The sequence below is a fragment of the Halobacillus sp. Cin3 genome (assembly GCF_947311855.1).
Lineage (GTDB): Bacteria > Bacillota > Bacilli > Bacillales > Halobacillaceae > Halobacillus > Halobacillus kuroshimensis.
The window spans coordinates 132,820-148,963 of record NZ_CAMZMV010000005.1 but is presented as its reverse complement, the minus strand read 5'-3'; the positions used below and the strand labels follow the sequence as shown (position 1 = coordinate 148,963).

General features: G+C 50.0%; 11 protein-coding genes. 2 read left to right on the top strand and 9 right to left on the bottom strand.

The genetic code is table 11. The features are described from left to right. Positions 1 to 61: 61 nt before the first annotated feature. The 5 genes from QMA39_RS16060 to QMA39_RS16040 all read right to left on the bottom strand — a co-directional run bounded on the left by QMA39_RS16060 (position 62) and on the right by QMA39_RS16040 (position 9,288). Positions 62 to 346 (bottom strand): HNH endonuclease, encoded by a 285-nt coding sequence (locus tag QMA39_RS16060; RefSeq protein WP_281659316.1) that lies wholly within the window; start codon positions 344 to 346, stop codon positions 62 to 64. Next, a complete protein-coding gene (gene addA, locus QMA39_RS16055) occupies positions 330 to 4,049 on the bottom strand; it encodes a helicase-exonuclease AddAB subunit AddA (RefSeq protein WP_281659315.1) in 3,720 nt (1,239 codons plus the stop codon). Before addA ends, QMA39_RS16060 begins: the two co-directional genes overlap by 17 nt. Further along, positions 4,049 to 7,546, bottom strand: a complete 3,498-nt coding sequence (addB, locus tag QMA39_RS16050) for a helicase-exonuclease AddAB subunit AddB (protein WP_281659314.1) — start codon at positions 7,544 to 7,546, stop codon at positions 4,049 to 4,051. The genes addA and addB overlap by 1 nt, the downstream gene beginning before the upstream one ends. A 500-nt stretch (positions 7,547 to 8,046) precedes the next feature. Next, positions 8,047 to 8,586 (bottom strand): signal peptidase I, encoded by a 540-nt coding sequence (lepB, locus tag QMA39_RS16045; protein ID WP_156896527.1) that lies wholly within the window; start codon positions 8,584 to 8,586, stop codon positions 8,047 to 8,049. Positions 8,587 to 8,640: 54 nt separating this feature from the next. Further along, positions 8,641 to 9,288 (bottom strand): TVP38/TMEM64 family protein, encoded by a 648-nt coding sequence (locus QMA39_RS16040; RefSeq protein ID WP_027956509.1) that lies wholly within the window; start codon positions 9,286 to 9,288, stop codon positions 8,641 to 8,643. A 211-nt stretch (positions 9,289 to 9,499) separates the two neighbouring features. Between QMA39_RS16040 and QMA39_RS16035 the strand changes: the two genes are divergently transcribed. Beyond that, entirely contained in the window at positions 9,500 to 9,916 is a 417-nt protein-coding gene (locus QMA39_RS16035; RefSeq protein ID WP_027956510.1) for a hypothetical protein, read from the top strand. On the opposite strand, the gene QMA39_RS16030 is transcribed toward QMA39_RS16035, so the two are convergent. After that, entirely contained in the window at positions 9,837 to 10,364 is a 528-nt protein-coding gene (locus QMA39_RS16030; protein WP_281659313.1) for a competence protein ComK, read from the bottom strand. The genes QMA39_RS16035 and QMA39_RS16030 overlap by 80 nt on opposite strands. A gap of 288 nt (positions 10,365 to 10,652) precedes the next feature. On the opposite strand from QMA39_RS16030, the gene QMA39_RS16025 reads away from it, so the two are divergent. Continuing rightward, complete coding sequence (locus QMA39_RS16025) at positions 10,653 to 11,117, top strand: DUF3939 domain-containing protein (protein ID WP_281659312.1); 465 nt, start codon at positions 10,653 to 10,655, stop codon at positions 11,115 to 11,117. 319 nt (positions 11,118 to 11,436) lie between these two features. Here the strand turns inward: QMA39_RS16025 and QMA39_RS16020 are convergent, their stop codons facing one another. The 3 genes from QMA39_RS16020 to QMA39_RS16010 form a co-directional block, all read right to left on the bottom strand. Next, entirely contained in the window at positions 11,437 to 12,372 is a 936-nt protein-coding gene (locus QMA39_RS16020) for a hypothetical protein (RefSeq protein WP_281659311.1), read from the bottom strand. Between the two features lie 482 nt (positions 12,373 to 12,854). Then, entirely contained in the window at positions 12,855 to 14,402 is a 1,548-nt protein-coding gene (locus QMA39_RS16015; protein ID WP_281659310.1) for a bifunctional metallophosphatase/5'-nucleotidase, read from the bottom strand. 126 nt (positions 14,403 to 14,528) lie between these two features. Then, on the bottom strand, positions 14,529 to 16,067 hold the full coding sequence (locus tag QMA39_RS16010; RefSeq protein ID WP_281659309.1) for a fatty acid--CoA ligase family protein: 1,539 nt from the start codon (positions 16,065 to 16,067) through the stop codon (positions 14,529 to 14,531). Between the last annotated feature and the right edge of the window lie 77 nt (positions 16,068 to 16,144).

Below are 16,144 nucleotides of genomic sequence, written 5' to 3'. Positions count from 1 at the left end.
CTGTGGAAACAGGGGCGGCTTCTTTTTTAGACAGAAAAAAACCGGGGGCCTCCCCGGTTTTTCAACGTTTCCTTCGATTGGATTTTCTCGTCGTTATTTTCTTTTCCGGATCCTGCTTTTTCACCCATCGCAAATACTTCTGCATGGCAGGGTGATCCTTCAGGCGTTCAGGTGTGTGATAAAAACCAGCCAGCTCCGCATTCGTAAACAATGCATGAATCTGGCGGTGACAGGCACCGCACAGCCAAATCGTCGGTCCTTCCACACCACCGTACTGCCTTGGAACCAGGTGATGCTCCGTCGTTTTCACGGGTGAGCGTCCACACAGCTCACACGTTCCCCCCATCGGTCTCCACCTCCACCTCGAGTGGTCCATCGAAGAAGTACAGGCACGTATTCCGTACCGGCTGCTTCCAGATTTTTTCGAGAGCCGTTTTATATAACCCGAGCTGGGTCCGGTAACGATCGGCCAATTTCTGTGCGGCCTTCTCCCCCTGCTCAGGAATCTGGTCAGATTTGTAATCAAGAATCATCCATCCATCCTCATAAGGAATCACCACATCAATCACCCCTTGGATGAATACCTGCTCCTCTGTTTCTGTTTCCCACTTGGCATACACTTCGTGGGCCGGCAGCGTCAAACTGAAGGGGATCTCCCGTTCAATCGTCTCCGCATTCAGCACCATGGCTCCGACAGATGTATGGAAGAATTGCGCGACGGCTTCGGGGTCCACCGCATCGGCTTCCTCCCTGCGCATAATTTCCTTGAGCACCAGGTGTTCCACATACTCTTCTACTTCGGCTGCTGTCCATACTTTTGTAAAAGGAAGATGCTGCATGACGGTGTGCATGGCTGTTCCCCGCTCCGCTGCTGTCAGCTTTTTCTCCTCCTGCATGAAACGCGGGCGCCTGACAATCGGGGCACGGTAAGGAGTTAACAGCTGGTCACCGGCGTATTCATCAAGCGTCTCCCGCTGGCGTTTCATTTCCGTTACTGTCTGCTTCGCTCTCGTATAAGCGGCCTGCTCGTGAGGATAGACAAAGTTCAGCCGCTCCACATAAGAAGGATCCACATCCGCTTCCACGTCCACCTGCGTCCACTCCTCGACCGCCGTCTGCAGTTCTTCATCCCGCTTCTCCGTCACTTCGTCAAGCACATTGAATTCACTCCCGTGGGCGATATGAACCTTCCACTGCGAGTGGTCATACTGGATGGCTTCAGCGGTCTGCACTTCCATTTCTCCCCGGAGCTCATCTGCCTGGTGGTGGCGGATCAAGGCAGGACCGATCCAGTCAAGGTAGGATTTTGCCTCGAGCCGGTCATGTGGAGGAAGGACCCAGTCCTTGACGTCGGCCGCCAGCTGCCACTTTTTCTGCTTTTTATCAAAAGAAGCAACATTCCCCACCATAACAAGCTTTTCCTTCGCTCTCGTCAAGGCCACGTACAAGACCCGCATTTCCTCAGCCAGAAGCTCCCTGCGCTTCGCTTCCTTCAACGCGTGATAAGCAAGCGTCGGATACATGAGCCGCTTCTGCGGGTTAATATATCTTGTACCGAACCCGTAATCTTTATGAAGCAGGTACCGGTTTTTCAAATCCATCATATTGAACTGCTTGTCGACAGCTCCAAGAATGACAAACGGAAATTCCAGCCCTTTACTTTTGTGAATAGTCATGATCCGGACAACGTCCTCCTGCTCACCGAGGGCCCGGGCCGCCCCGAGATCATCGCCCCGCTCTTCAATCCGCTCGATAAACCGTAGAAAACGGAACAATCCCCGGAAGGACGTTGCTTCATAAGAACGGGCCCGGTCATACAAGGCACGGAGGTTGGCCTGGCGCTGACGTCCACCCGGCATACCACCGACAAAATCGTAATAGCCTGTTTCTCTGTAAATCTCCCAGATCAACTCCGACAAGGCCCCCTGGCGTGCCCGTTCCCGGAAGCTTTTCAACAATTTGAGAAAATCATCCACTTTACGATCCAGCTCATTATTTCCCACATAAGCCTGCATCGCTTCATAGTAGGTGGAGCGTTTTTTCGCCAGACGGATCTGCGCAAGCTCATCCTCATTCAGTCCGACAATCGGCGATTTTAATACCGAAGCTAGTGGGATATCCTGCATCGGGTTATCAATCACCTTCAGCATACTCAGCATCACCTTGATTTCGATCGCTTCAAAATATCCGGTTGAAAGTTCCGCATAAACCGGAATCCCCTGCTGTTTCAGTTCATCAACGATTGTCGGAGCCCAGGTCATGGAACGCATCAAAATGACGATGTCCCTGTATTGGATCGACCGTTTCGTTCCGGTCTCCTTGTCGACCACCTGAACAGGATCCCCACCTTCATACCCGAGCCAGCGCCGGATCATTTTTCCGTAGGCTCGTGCTTCCAGCTGCGCCTTTTCCAAATCTTTGTAGGCTTCGTCATCTTCCGATTCCCCTTCCTGGGACTCTCGGTCAATAACAAAAAGCTCAGCCTCGGTATCATCCGAAGTCAATTCATCATAAATCGTGTTGCTGTAAATGAGTTCGGCTTCTTTCTCATATTCCATCTCCCCGACTTCCTCGTCGAGCACCTGACGAAAAATGTAGTTTGCCGCATCCAGCACCTGCTTCCGGCTTCTGAAGTTACGGGCGAGATCGATACGCTCCCCCACACTTCCTTCCGCAGCGTAAGCCTTGTATTTATTTAAAAACAACGAAGGTTCGGCGTGGCGGAAACGGTAAATGCTCTGCTTCACATCCCCCACCATGAAGAGATGACCGGCGTCTTTTCCCTCGGTCAACAGGCGGAGCAGCGTCTCCTGCACAAGGTTGGTATCCTGATATTCATCAATCAGCACTTCAGAAAACTGGCGCTGAAAGCCCTCCGCCACCGGTGAAGCCGCCAGTACCTCAGAGGAGGCGGATTCATCAAGAAGGATATTGAGGCAGTAGTGTTCCAAATCGGAAAAGTCGACGATCGCCTTTTCTTTTTTCAACTGCTCGTAGCGCTGCTTAAAGTCCTTAACGATGATGACCAGCTGTTCCATGACCGGATACAGGTCCTTCATATCCTTCAGATAGCTTTCCAGGGTGCGGGAAAACCACTCGTCCCTCAACTCATTCCACCGCTTCTTATACCGGTCGCGGATTTTCTTCGCTTCATCCTTTTTCTCTTCATCTGCGTCCATTTTCTTTCTGGAAAGAGCTTTGAATTTCTGTCCTTCCATGAACGCCTGAAGCTCAGACCACGAATGGGCAAGCGCCCCCTTCGCCTGCTGGATGAGTTCAAGATCACTTTCTGCGGTTTCTCCGTATGCATACGGGCCGTCCGGCTCCCTGGTAAGATCGAGCATCTGCCGGGCCTCGGTTTCCATCGCCTTCAGCTGGCTGGATACTTCCTGCTTCAACAGGTCGAGCCACACCAGCTGTTCTTCTTCCTCATCTTCACGCACATCATACATGGCTGCCATTTGATCAAGCCATTGGTCCGGCCACGGGTTCTGTGTAGCAAACGTATAAAGATCAAGCACGAGTTTTTCCACATCCAGGTCGCTGCGGTCGCTGGAAAAGCGTTCCACAACGTCAAAGAACCGTTCCTGCTCTTCTCCATCTCTGCCGTACCAGTCCTCAAACAGATCCTCCAGGACTTCCTGCTGGATAAGATCAGCCTCCACTGTGTCCGCAATACGGAAGCCGGGATCAAGGTCCAGCATATAGGCATACCGCCGCACCACGTCCATACAGAAAGCGTGCAGCGTTGAAATCGACGCATTCTGCAGCAGAGCCAGCTGCTTTTTTAAGTGATGGGAGCCCGGATTGTCCTCAAGGGCTTTGGCAAGCGCCTGTCCGACCCTGTTCCGCATCTCCTGAGCGGCCGCATTTGTGAAGGTCACAACAAGCAGGGAGTCGATATCCACGGGATTCTCCTTATGCAGCAGCTTTTGAATGATCCGTTCAACGAGGACGGCCGTTTTCCCAGAACCAGCCGCCGCTGCTACGAGGATGTTGGAGCCGTGCGAGTAAATGGCCCGTTCCTGTTCTTTTGTCCAGCTGACCATTATGAATTCTCCTTCCTTCCAGACAGTCGTGCCAACACATCGTCATCGTTCAAGTCCTGCAGTTTGCGGTAGTCGTTCCCCTCAAGGGTCGGATCAAACTGACAGACGGAACGGAACGAGCAGTGTTCACACGCGACCTGCTGTTTCTTCTGATAGGGATCCAGTTCAATTGTTCCATTTGTAATTTTCGTCCCTGCCTGACCCATCAAATCGCGGATATAGGCTTTCAGCTGTTCAAAACGTTCGGCATCGGCCGTTTTTGAACTCTTGTAAAAGCCGCCGTTCGCTTTCAGAGCCGCCGGGACAATCTGGCTGTATCCCTTGTCAAGACCAGTGTCCATCATCTGGACAACGCGTTCATTTTCCAGCAGGAGCCCCTGCATTTTGAATTTCTTAAAGATTTCTTCTTCTATCTGCTGATCCTGCAGCAACTGTTTCCCGGTAATCATCGGGTTGTGTACGTGGAAGTACAGGACCCCCGCCGGTGAAGCATTCATGCCGAGCCACTGCTCCGCATTCGTCAGGACGACGTCCAGATACGCGAGCATCTGCAGAGAAAGGCCGTAAAAAACGTCGACGAGATTCAAGCCTTTACTGCTTGATTTATAATCAATGATTCTAAGAAACAAGTCTTCCTGAGACAAAGCTTTGTCGACCCTGTCAATCCGCCCGCGCAGCATCAGTTCATAGCCGTTCGGCAGATCAAGGGACAACGGTGGGAGCTCGGCATCGCCTGTCCCGAAACCAAGCTCAAGACCCACGGGGGAGAAGCTGCTCTTCCGGGCCTGTTCACTGAGAACGAAAGCAGCTCTCGCAATGACCTGTTGAAGCTTCTTCTGAATATATTGATAGCGGTTGGAGCTTTTCAATATTTGGTTCTGCAGAATTGGAGCAAGGTAGCTTGTCGCCCGTTCCGCATACTGGTCCGTCTCCGGACGCTGCAGCTGGGAAAAATCGCGCCCTTCCTCCTTGATCCATTCGGTAATCTGCTTCAGCGCTTCATGGAATAACTGCCCGATATCCGGAGCGTCCAGTTTATACGTGCGCCGCTCCTCCAGGTTTAGACTATGCTGGGCAAAGTACTGGTAGGAACAGCGGTGATACGTCTCAAGTCTGGAGACACTCGTTTTCAGCTTTTTATCAAACAGCTGGTTCGTCGTTTCCTCTTTCAAATCGACCGGCTGATTTCGATAAAAAAGGCTTTGCAGCACACGGTTCGTCAGCCCGTGGGCCGGCTCATGATCGATGTACCAGTTGAGCAGTTCCCACCAGACCGGCTGCATCATGTAGCCTTTCAAATATCTGGAAAACTGTGCCGTCAACGCCGATCGTGTTTTTGCCGGATTGGTAATAAACCGGCGTGCATCGTGGAGATCATCCGGCTCCTGCCACATTTCATGCTCGGTACAACGCGGGAACAGTTCTTCGATCCGCTGAATGAGTGTCGCCGGTACTTTCGATTTTCCTTCTTCGTTGCTCAACGGATAACTCACCCATAGCTGCTCAGAAGCCATCGTCAAAGCAAGGTACACGTAAAAACGGTCGTCCAGCAGCTGCCGGCTGCTTCCGTCAGCAAGTTTCAATCCGTGCTCAGCGAGAAGCGAGCGCTCCTGTTCGGAGATCATTCCGTCACCGGGCGGCTTCATCGGCCACATCCCATCCGTCACACCGAGCAGGAATCCGGCTTTGATACCCGTCATCCTGGAACGGTCCACACTTCCGATAATGACATGGTCCATGCTCGGAGGAACGTGGGCAAATGTGAGAGCCTCCAGTCCGCTGTCCAGCGTTTTCCGGAAGACCTGCAGCGACATTTTTTCCTCTCCGGCCATTTCCACCATTTCATCCAGCAGCTGCAGACATGCGTCCCACACCTGCTCCTGTTCACGCCCCCGCTCAATTTCTCCACGCTCATCATAATCGTTCCGCCACGTTTCCAGCTGTTCCGGAACACGAAGATTTTCAAGCCATTTATACAGCACCCCTGCTCTGCCTTCAATCGACTCTGCCGCACGCAGCTGTTCATCGAAGGACTGCAGAGCCTCACGTACCTGCTCCCGGTAAGCGTTGATCCGGTCCTGTTTTTCCTTCTCCTCATCCGTCTTGGACGCCTGTTCAAACCCGCGGAACCGCTGATATACCCAAGGTTCTTCCGAAAACCATTGACTTCGGGAACGTATGCCGTATTCAAGCACATAGTTCTCCAGTTCATCAATGGCATCCTCCGTCAGCGGCCAGCGCGGATGGGATGCTGGAATAAATCCGGTCTTTAACAGACGGAACACCGCATCATAACGGAAGTTCCCTTCCACCACGTCTAGTCCCGAACGAATCAGTTCAATCATTGGATGATTGAGCATCGTCCGTTTTTCATCAATAAACACAGGAATACCATAATCATCAAACAAGGTTTCAATCAAACTGTGATACACATCCGGCTCCCGCATCAACACGGCCATATCCTTAAACCGATAGCCCTGGTCGCGGACAAGCTCAAGAATTTTCTGCGCGACACCTTCAACTTCCGCCCGCGGATGGACGGCTTCCGAAATCGTTACAGGGACCTGACCAGGATAAGACTCAGCCGGACGCACATCATAATACTTTTCCAAATGAAGGAAGGCAGGATTATCTTTCATCCTTCCCGCGGTATGATCAAGCACCTCCACGTCATCGACTGGCGTGCCCGCCTCCTCGGCCGTCCTTTTCAGGTCAAGGTAGGTCTGTTTCGTCTCATAAAACAAATCCAGCTCTGAGTTCCCTGTCTCTTCAGGGTTTTCGGTCGTCAGAGTGACGTGGACGTTCTTCACCTTTTTCAATAACGCTTCGATGACCCCGTATTCCTGGGGTGTGAAGCTGTGGAAACCGTCAATATAGACTTCCGCATCTTCTAAATAACCGGCTTCCCCGATTTTTTCAGATAGAAGCTGAAGCTGATCCTCTCCGTCTATGTACTGCTCTCTTAGAGCATCTACTAGTTTGTCGTAAATATAGAAAAGGTCGTCCAGCTTTTCCTTCAGTCCTTCTTCCTGACTGGTGGAGTGAACGAACTGCTCCAGCGCATCCATCTGGGAACGAAGATCATCAGGCGTAATCCGGTACCGTTTGAATTCGGTAATGATTCCTTCCAGCTGAGCAATGAACCCCTGCTTCTCAACAGCCTTCTGAAAGACGCGCCAGTCGGATGTGCGCTCTTCTACAATTTTCCTCAGCATCATCTGAACACCTGTTGAACTAATAAACTTCCTCGTTCCCCCGCCCGTTTCCTGAAGCACACGCCAGGCCAGGCGTGAAAAGCTGAAGACCTGGGCTCTGATCGATCCCTGCATGCCTTCGCGTTTCAGCAGCCCGTATTCCTGCTGGAACGTCATTTGGTCAGGCACAATATAGACAATGGCCGGACCGCGCGGGGCTTCCTGCAGACGCTGTTCGATTTCATCGAGGCAGCGCGTACTTTTCCCCGCTCCCGATCGGCCGATTAAAAAACGCAGACCCATCTTTTCCGCTCCCTTCTTTTTTTCCATACTGCTTCTATTTTACCACTTTTCCTCACCAAATGAAGAATCCCGTGACTCCGCAAAAGGAAGGTGTCCCCTCACCTCTCGTAGAGAAAGCCTTTGTTGTTGCTTCTGTCCCTTCAGGAGCACAGATCCTTCCCTTTCCGCAGACGAACGTCCAAGTCTCCTCGAGGAAGATCACCCTGACGGGGCTTTTTCCGCAGGAGTAGAAGGGGTGGCTCCTTTCGGGATCGAAACAGGCTCTTCTCCACCTGATTCGGATCACGGCAATATTTTTTATGGGATGGAAAATGGACGTCACCAGTACCCGGACACGGACGCTTTTAACCCTGTTGAAAAATAAAAAGGGGATCATCTGTTAAACAGATGATCCCCTTTTGTCAGCATCTCATTGGGTAAAGGCCTATGGAAGGTTTTGCAGGGTCGTCTGCAGGAACAGATCATCTCCCTGCCCAAGGTCCGCTGAAGCCGTTTCCCGGCTATTTAAACTGTAATCCAAGCTGACTGAACGGCCAGTAGCGGACATCCACTTTCCCGACAACCGTCTCTTCCGATACAAAACCGAAGTAGCGGCTGTCCAGACTGTCTCTGCGGTTATCCCCCATGACGAACAACTGCCCTTCCGGTACCGTTGTGGACCCTGTCACTTCCTCCAGCGTGAAGTCCTCCGTAAAAGGAAGGCCGTCACTGGGACGAAGATCATCAAGGTAGCTTTCATCCATAAGGACACCGTTCACGTAGAGCTGGTCATTCTTAAACTCTATTTCATCACCGGGAATGCCGATGACCCGTTTGACATAGTCTTCATCTTCATTAGCATGGAACACAATGACCTGCTGCCTGTCTATCTCGCTCCAGTCATACACGGCTTTGTTCACCATCAAAAGGTTGCCGTCATACAGAGTGGGCTCCATAGACTCCCCATCGACGACATAACTCGCAAATAAGTAGGACCGGAAAACAAACGCCAGCAGAAGGGCAAGCAGGACAGTCCGTATCCATTTCAGGTATGTTTTCATGGTCTGCTCCTCCATGTGTTGGTCTACCCACATTTTACCCGCAATGGAACGAACTTAATCGTCACGGTGCACTTTCCGCTCTGCCTTCCTCTGAATCCGCCCCTCCAGATATTTTCCGAGAATCCAGAATAGAAGAATACAGATACCGACGACAATCGATTTCACCGGATTCTGGGCGAATGAGGCAATGCTTGAGCCCACATAGGAGATGGTGAAGATCATCACCGATTTTCCTAATAGAACAGCAAGAATAAACTGCTGGCGGCTGACTTTGGACAAACCGGAAACGACATTGATGACCGCGGAAGGCGAAAAAGGAAAGCACATGAGCAGAAACAAAGGCCCGAAGCCGTGTTCCTCCACCCAGACGACGACCCGTTTCACCTGCTTCTGTTCTGTAATGGCGCGGAACGGCTTTTTATCTCCGAGCCTGCGGATGATGAGAAAAACACTGACCGCACCGATCACCGAGCCGATCCAGGAATATAAAAATCCGCGGAACAGCCCGTACACCACTGAATTGGCCAGCACAAAGGCCACTAAGGGGAGAACAGGAAGAAAGGCTTCCAGCAGTGGAAGAAGAATGCCGGGAAGCGGACCGAGGCGATCCAGCTCCTCCAGCTGGCGGATGATATAATCAAACAGCTGATCGTTCTCAGCTAAATGCCGCCATTGATTGATTTTTTCAAATACAGCATCCATGATGAAGCTCCTTATGTACACCTATGAAGAGGGGTTTTCTTTTTATTTTATAGGATAGGTATCCCCTCTGCCCAGTCTGTTTAATCAAGATTCCCGAGACTTTCCCCCGCTGCCACTTTTAACCTCTTCGAAAAAACAGGTTGCATAAAAAGGATGTCTGCGTGGTATAATACAAAACAAGAACGTTTGTTCGTATTCGGAGGGGAATGACATGAGGTACTTAAAACAGAAAGAATTGGATCTCGCTTCCCGCTACTTGTTTTTATCTATGGCGGTTACAGTCATCAGGCAGGATCGGAAACACGTGGAACAGGGGAAATTTAAAATAAAGGAGCCGTACATGGAGCTGCTCGGTAAAATGGAGCTGGAAGCGCGCCAGGAACGAAAAGAGCTGAGAAAACAGATGGATGCCATGAAGATCCAGGTTGTGGAGTCCGGACGCAATGATTCCTTCACGTCTTTTCTATTCCTTGCCCACGGCTATGAGGAAAAGCGGAACTACTTCAACCCGGCCATCCGCAAAAAGGTGGAAAACATTCTTTTTGAGCTTATGAAAAGGTCTCAGCAATCCGGTCCACCCGTCGCTCAGAGGCAGCCGGCCCACCACGAAAACGGTCTTCGAGAATAACGCGCAGATGAGCTGTGCGCTGCACCTGATTGGCAAACATCCCGTCAGAAACAGGAAAATTGACGGATGTTCCTTGTCCGAAATGGACCGTCGTCGTTTTATCACGCTCACCGTTAAAGGTCCGGATATATTTGTGGGCGACCCAGGAGCATTCTTTTCGTTTCGGGGAAATAATAGGGAAGAAATAAATACCCATAGCTTCGGAGATGACAATCGGAGGTTTATGCGTGTAGCTTGTCAATTGTTTCGTCCCGGCCATGCGCCCGTCCAGACTGCTGGCGAAATAGCGGCAGGAATCATCCACGATCGTACTGGGAGCCGCGTGCACATAGAAGCGCCCTTCCCGCTCTACAACTTCGGTAAAGACTTGTCCATTATCCTGCTGGACAGCAACCAGCGCCATCGTCTTCGGGTTGATTTCATATTCTTTTTTCTGCACATGCGTCATCCACAAACACCCTTTCTCATTTAGACAGCGGTAACTCTCCCTGCAGGTCGATCTTACCGCTTTTCTTCTTCAATTTACCAAAAACCACGAAAAAAGTCTAAACATTCTCAAAAAAATATCCATATCTGCTATACTACAGTTAACAGCCGCTGCCTTCCGGGGAAGCGTCTTTCTTTTCTTCCCCCTTCTGTCCGAAATCCGGATTGAGCAGTGTAAAAACCTCAAGTTCAGGCTGACCTTTCATAACAGGCACCTCATTCCCTCCATTCCAAAGAAAGGAGACTATTCATGTGGAAACGTAAAAAGAAACATTCACAAGACGGCAGAAAACAAACATTGGAAGTCCGTGACTTATCGATCCACGATGTCCGTAAAGCTGTTCACACCTTCGCTGATCACAAACCAGGAGATGTTCCATTGAGTGTCCTCATCAATCAGGACCTGACACTGGACTATGATCTACTGGCTCCATATCTTGCGGGGCTTCCGGAAAAGAACTACTATATGTCCAGAGAAACCTATGAACTGTTTGAAGAAGACGACCTGGACTTAGCACAGGATCTGGACCTCGTTCAACATGCGGTGGATCAATACATGAAACAGACTCAGGAACTTCCTGTCATTGATCATGACCCTTTTAAACGGATAAATTATTATAAGCTGGAAAAACATAATTTGTTACAGCGCCGCCCCAATCGCGACTTTTATCTCACAGACGAGGAGTTTATGATTACCTACAAGAAGCCGGAATAGTAGAAAGAGAAAAAAAGACAAAAAAAGTGCCAATGCTTCATAGGAAGCATTGGCCAAAAGAGACGACTGGTTAACTTTTGAGTGAGGGAATAAATTGTTTGAAAAGTTCTTCTGAGAGGGAAGATTCTTTTCATTACACTCATCAGTAACAAGTTACTGACCCATTTACGACAACCAATCGCAAATGGTTTGAGATCAATAAGCATCACCGCTTATCTGTTTTTATTGTAATATATCTTCCGCTCATAATCACCGAAAAAAAGTTGCGGTTTCCCGCAACTCCTTGCGTATTTACTAAGAAATGACATTTGACCTTCCTTTACGAGGATTTGATCAACTCGTCCTGCTCTTCCTTCCACACCGTCCCTTTCTTCTCATAATCCCGCTGCAGAGACTCCAGATCAACAAGAGATCCGTGCGTCTGCTTTCGAATCCTGCGTACCTCTTCATGGGATTGCTGGATCTTATTCTGTACAAATAAGTCCACAATCAAACCATCCAGAAAGTAATCAGCTATTGTCCAGCCCTCAGAGATTCGGAGGTCCACATCGGCGAATTCGCCGATGTCCGCCATTTCATTTGCAAACTTCCGCAAATGCTGTTGGGCCATATGAACAGCTTCTTCTGCCTCATCCATTCTGGAATGCTTCACAGCTGTGGTGAAAAGGCCGCCGCCAAGCATATCAGCCATGCCCCAGTTTTCCGCTTTCGTCAAAAACTCCGAGGCCGTCTCCAAAGCTTTGTGCGCTTCCCTGCCTGCCTGCAGGGCCTCTTCAATTTCTTTCAGCTCTGCAAGAAGCTGCGAGCGCTTCTCACTGATTTCCAGCAGCCGCTGTCCTTTATCACCTCCCCTGGAAACGAGTGCGTCTTTTCTTTCCTCGTAGAGAGTACGGTAGCGCGCCCGCACACCGCTCAGGCTCTGCATTCGTTCTTCGATATGGCGTATTTCCCCTTCTATGTCCTTTCGTGACTTTTCAGCCTCCCGCCATTTGATACCAGCCTCGACCACTTCCTGCTTTTCTTTTTCCATCCGGTCCTGCTTTTGGCCGGTAAGGACAACGAATAGATGACTCAAACGGACACCCTCCAGCTTTTCCACATCCTCTTTTTCCTCCTCCAGTCTACGAGCGAAGCGGGCTTCTTTTCCGCGTGCCTCCTGAAGCTCTTTTTCCAGCTGGTTATGTTCACGTTCTAAACGTTTCAGCCTATGTACGTCCTTTTTGGCTTCCATCAATCGGGATAATTGTTTCTCCACGATTCATTCCCCCTTTCCTTTTTTACGTCCCCACCCACATGAACGTTTCACATCCATGAAAAAAAGACGGCCGCAAAAGGCAGTCTCAGCTTGTAGAGAAACTTTTTTCTAGTGAATCCAAAGGAGCGATCACCAATACTTGGTCATGGATAGAATTTTCCGCACGCAGGCGGCAGTAACGCAGCCTGTACTGTTCTTTTAAAACGGCGAAGGAGCTATGCTCAACGTTCTCTTTTATCATAGGATAAAGCTGTCTTCCCACAGGCATCGGCACAAGGAGCGTTCGGTGGTGACGCATGCGGGAACAGTGCGAGCCGAAGATCCACTTGGTCCATTGGTTTTCTTGACCAAGTCAGCTGAGGCCGTTCCCGCGGCAGGCATCCACCGATAAGCGGAACGTGCCCTCTCACCATGACATACGGACAATTCTAGCTGGATAGGACGAACTTTTTCTACAGATTGAGACTGCCGTAAAAGGCAGTCTACTCATCCAACAGGCTGTTTCCAGAGATATGATCTGACACGATATCCACAAGAAAATCACCTTCACGGAGGAGTTCCCCACGTCCGAACGCTTCAAAACCATCTCCACCATAAGCCAGATACTGGGTGACAGCGACCGTATAGGTCTGCTCGGGATCCACCGGTTCACCGTCTTGATCCCGCAGGTTATAGACGGAAATCACATCGTCTTTCTTTTCCCACTGATACGTCATTCCTGATGGCTGAACCCTGTTCGTCCGTCCTTCGCTCCACTGTTCAAGCAGCGCGTCTTCAATCTGTTTGCCGGTCATTGCCAGACGGACCCCATAATGCTTGAATGGAAGCGATGAGTGCAGGTCCACAGCTTGAATGGGACCTTGAGGGATACTTTGACGTATCCCACCGTGATGCACAAATGCCATATCCGCCTGCATGTTCTCCTTCAGTGAATCGGCTACAAGCTCACCGAGTGCAGAACGGCCTTTTTCATCCTTCTTCCTCGACAAACCATGTTCCGCCTCTCCCAGCACCTGGTGATACTCCTCTTCGATCTGAGCCTGATACGGCTCCAGCAGTGCCGTTGTCTCCGGATCCGGGTCCATCCCTTCGTGGTAAGTCACAACAATCTCCGCTTCTTTATTAACGATATCTTGAGTTGCCGGGTCAATCGTCAAATCCACTTTGGAAAATGCCCGGCCGTACGAATAGGCCTGAACGATCAGTTTTCCATCTACTTCAATATCCGCATACGTATGGTTATGCCCGGCAAACAGGACATCGACTTCATCATCAATGGCTCCAGCCATCTCCACAAAGGACTCGGATCCTTTTGTACCGGACTTGTCAGATGCAGCCGATACATGACCAAGGACAATAATGGAGGAAACCCCTTTATCCTTCAATTCCTGAGCCGCTTCGTTGACCGCCGTCACTTCATCCGTAATCCTGATGCCTTCCAAATTCTCTTCCAGGACATAATCCCTCGTGTCTGTCGTCACCACTCCAATAAAACCGACGGGTACACCTTTGATTTCTTTAATGATGTGGGAAGGTAGCAGCGGCTCTCCTGTCGATTCATCCACGACATTTGCAGCAGTATAAGGTGTTGTCGAACCAGAAAACGTCCCTGTCTGCTTATGCCATCCCCCGTCAAGCAGGCGCGTCATTTCCTCTACTCCTTCATCAAGTTCATGGTTCCCAAGTGTTCCAACATCAAAGCCCACCCTGTTCATCCATTCGACCGTTGGTTCATCCTGAAACAATGAAGAAATGGGCGGGCTTCCACCAATCATGTCCCCTGCGTGAACGATAAGAGAGTGAGGGTTCTCCTTTTCACAGGCTTTTAAGTAAGCGGCCAGGTATTCAGCACCTCCCGCTTTCTTTCCATCAAAGGTCAGTTCTGCCTCCAGCTGACCATGCAGATCGTTGACACCGAGAAGCTGAATGTCCACACGCTCCTCGGAATACAGCGTTTCAGCAGCCAGCAGAAAACCTGTAACAAGCAGCAGTCCTAACAGCAGCGGCATTCGACGTTTGAACGTTCTCATACACCCACCCCTTCCTTATTCCTCTTTAAAATATCAAGAGAAAATAAACGGGGTCTTAAGTTCTTATAAATCATTGTTAAATTAAAGAAGCCGCACCGGCTGAATAAAACCGGAACGGCTTAAAGATTAAGAACTGGTGAGCTGTTCACGTAAATTCTTTCTTAATATTTTCCCTGTTGTGTTCTTCGGCAGTTCATGTAGAAACTCAATCCGGGACGGCCATTTATACTTGGCGAGCCGCTCACGGCAGAAAGCGAGCAGTTCGGCTTCCCCCAGAGACGGATTCCTGGAAACAACAAAACTGATGACTGTTTCCCCAAGCTCCGGGTGCGGCGCACCGACGACCGCCACTTCCGTAATATCCTCATGGCTGTATAAAACCTCTTCCACTTCTCTTGGATAGACATTATAGCCCCCGACAAGAATCATATCCTTCTTCCGGTCCACAATGTAGAAATACCCTTCTTCGTCCACACGGGCCATATCACCGGTATAAAGCCAGCCATCTCTAATTGTTACAGCTGTTTCCTCCGGCATTTTGTAATAGCCCTTCATCACGTTCGGCCCTTTGACAATCAACTCTCCGACTTCTCCGACAGGAACATCCTCCCCTAGTTCATCCACGACGCGGTTTTCTACATTTTTTATATTTCTCCCTATTGATCCAGCTTTTCTCGGGCGGTCCAGCGGGTTGAAGGCCGTGACCGGCGAAGCCTCCGACAATCCATACCCTTCTGAGATCCGTACGTGAAACTGCTGTTCAAAAGATTCCAGCAGGGATACAGGCAGCGATGAACCGCCGGAGATGGACAGACGCATATGGCGGAAGGTCTGTACCTGATCTCTTCCTGTCTGCTGCAGATAATTGTACATCGTCGGCACTCCGGCAAACACGGTAGCTTTATATTCATCTGCCACAGCAAATACTTCCTGAGGGGAAAACTTCGGAATGACGAGGATGGTCCCCCCGTTCATAAGCGGTGCATTCAAACAGACGGTCAGGCAGAAAACATGGAACATCGGCAGTGTGGCAATGACCCGGTCCTCGGAAGAAAACTCCAGGTAGTCCGCCACATCTGTGGCGTTGGAATATAAATTCCGGTGGGTCAGCATCGCACCTTTCGGCTTCCCGGTCGTTCCTGAGGTATAAAGGATGACTCCCGTGTCTTCATCCTCAAGCGGCGGGCCCTCAAAGGCCGGACTGCCTTCCTCCACCGCATTTGTAAACGATTTCATTTTTGGATACAGTGAAGATGCGGATAAATCAATACCGCTGTTTGTATCGGCAGCAAAATATTGCTCCACATCACTGTGATGATCCAACTGTTCAAAAATTTCCAAAAGGACATCCATAGTGATGACAGCTTTGACATCTCCATTCTTTAAAATGTATCCAATTTCTGATGCTGTGTAGGTCGGATTGATTGGAATAACGGTCGTTCCCGCACGGAGGGCTCCGTACAAGCCGATCATAAACAGAGGACTGTTCCCACTTACCAAAGCCACATGGTCTCCTTTTCCATAGCCAAGCCTGGACAACGTTGAAGCGAATTTCGTTACGGACGCATCGAACTCTTTGTAGCTGACCGAATGACCTTGAAAAACATAGGCATCCTTGTCAGGGTTTTCTCGAGCCGTCAGCATCAGCTGTCCGCTTAAATTCATGCATGCTCCCCCTTATCATGAATGAATAATCATTCACTATTTGTTTTTTCTAATTAATTATAAAATACTGAAAACTT

What these genes read in the sequence shown, in the direction of transcription:
- lepB (WP_156896527.1), bottom strand. Translation starts at nt 8,586, where the DNA reads ATGAAAACATACCTGAAATGGATACGGACTGTCCTGCTTGCCCTTCTG.
- QMA39_RS16010 (WP_281659309.1), bottom strand. Translation starts at nt 16,067, where the DNA reads ATGAATTTAAGCGGACAGCTGATGCTGACGGCTCGAGAAAACCCTGAC.
- QMA39_RS16035 (WP_027956510.1), top strand. Translation starts at nt 9,500, where the DNA reads ATGAGGTACTTAAAACAGAAAGAATTGGATCTCGCTTCCCGCTACTTG.
- addB (WP_281659314.1), bottom strand. Translation starts at nt 7,546, where the DNA reads ATGGGTCTGCGTTTTTTAATCGGCCGATCGGGAGCGGGGAAAAGTACG.
- QMA39_RS16030 (WP_281659313.1), bottom strand. Translation starts at nt 10,364, where the DNA reads ATGACGCATGTGCAGAAAAAAGAATATGAAATCAACCCGAAGACGATG.
- QMA39_RS16015 (WP_281659310.1), bottom strand. Translation starts at nt 14,402, where the DNA reads ATGAGAACGTTCAAACGTCGAATGCCGCTGCTGTTAGGACTGCTGCTT.
- QMA39_RS16025 (WP_281659312.1), top strand. Translation starts at nt 10,653, where the DNA reads ATGTGGAAACGTAAAAAGAAACATTCACAAGACGGCAGAAAACAAACA.
- QMA39_RS16040 (WP_027956509.1), bottom strand. Translation starts at nt 9,288, where the DNA reads ATGGATGCTGTATTTGAAAAAATCAATCAATGGCGGCATTTAGCTGAG.
- QMA39_RS16060 (WP_281659316.1), bottom strand. Translation starts at nt 346, where the DNA reads ATGGGGGGAACGTGTGAGCTGTGTGGACGCTCACCCGTGAAAACGACG.
- addA (WP_281659315.1), bottom strand. Translation starts at nt 4,049, where the DNA reads ATGGTCAGCTGGACAAAAGAACAGGAACGGGCCATTTACTCGCACGGC.